The sequence below is a fragment of the Algoriphagus oliviformis genome (assembly GCF_017254915.1).
GTDB classification, from domain to species: Bacteria; Bacteroidota; Bacteroidia; order Cytophagales; family Cyclobacteriaceae; genus Algoriphagus; species Algoriphagus oliviformis.
Genome location: NZ_JAFKCT010000069.1, coordinates 1 through 306 on the forward strand (window position 1 = coordinate 1; position 306 = coordinate 306).

Here is a 306-nt window from a genome sequence, read left to right on the forward strand (position 1 = left end):
CTTGCGCGCGTCCTCCAGCCCGTCGTAGCGCTTGGGCGGATCGAGGCAGATATCGCAGTTGCCGCAGTTTTCGTGCTTGCCTTCGCCGAAGTAATTGAGCAGCACCAGGCGACGGCAGGTTTGCGCCTCGGCGAAAGCGCCCATGGCGTTCAGCTTGTGACGCTCGATGTCCAGCTGTTGCCCGGCGGGTTTCTCCTCCAGACAGCGGCGCAGCCAGGCCATGTCGGCGGGATCGTACAGCAGGATGGCTTCGGCCGGCAGGCCGTCGCGCCCGGCGCGGCCGGTCTCCTGATAATAGGATTCGAT

The 306-nt window shown here is 65.0% G+C and carries 1 protein-coding gene; it reads right to left on the reverse strand.

The window, feature by feature from the left end:
• Positions 1-306: RecQ family zinc-binding domain-containing protein (locus J0A68_RS23360; RefSeq protein WP_206580517.1), on the reverse strand; the 306-nt coding region annotated here is incomplete at both ends.